The organism is Adlercreutzia sp. ZJ242 (assembly GCF_011038995.1).
Classification (GTDB): Bacteria; Actinomycetota; Coriobacteriia; order Coriobacteriales; family Eggerthellaceae; genus CAAEEV01.
Genome location: NZ_JAAKEE010000110.1, coordinates 1 through 563 on the forward strand (window position 1 = coordinate 1; position 563 = coordinate 563).

Here is a 563-nt window from a genome sequence, read left to right on the forward strand (position 1 = left end):
AGCGCCTGGGCAGCAGGCGAGACGGCTACGGCCAAGAACGGAAGGATGATCACGAAGAACACTACGCCAGCGGAGTTGGATGAGTGGGCGGGCGAGGGTGCGATCGAGATCACGACGGTCAATGACGTCACCACGGTCAAGCTTCTGAAGAACTTCAATTTCCCTGACGGAAATAAGCCGATTACATTCGGTGATGTATTGAACGATCCGAGTGCTGTGATGGTGTTGGACCTGAACGGCCGTACCATCAGCTCGACTACGATAGCCGTTCAGTCTGGCTGCAACTTGACCATCAGGGACTCAGCCGGCGGAGGCAGGATATTCATGGACACAAGCTCCAATAAAAAAGCTGCGTTTGAGGCTGTCATCAACCAGAGGAAGCTCACCATCGAGAGCGGCACTTTCGAGGCGCAGATACACAAAGACAATTCGACAACTGGCGTGATCGGCTCCGCCGTGGCGGGGGTGGAAACCGTCATAAACGGCGGCATGTTCACGAGCAACTGTAGCGCCATCAGTGTTACAAGCGGGACTACCACGGTGAACGGAGGCATGTTTAACGC

1 protein-coding gene is annotated in these 563 nt (G+C 55.2%); it reads left to right on the plus strand.

Features of this window, described 5'->3' with window-relative positions:
• Window positions 1-45: 45 nt before the first annotated feature.
• Window positions 46-563: hypothetical protein (locus G7Y49_RS12010; protein ID WP_165174130.1), on the plus strand; the 518-nt coding region annotated here is incomplete at its 3' end.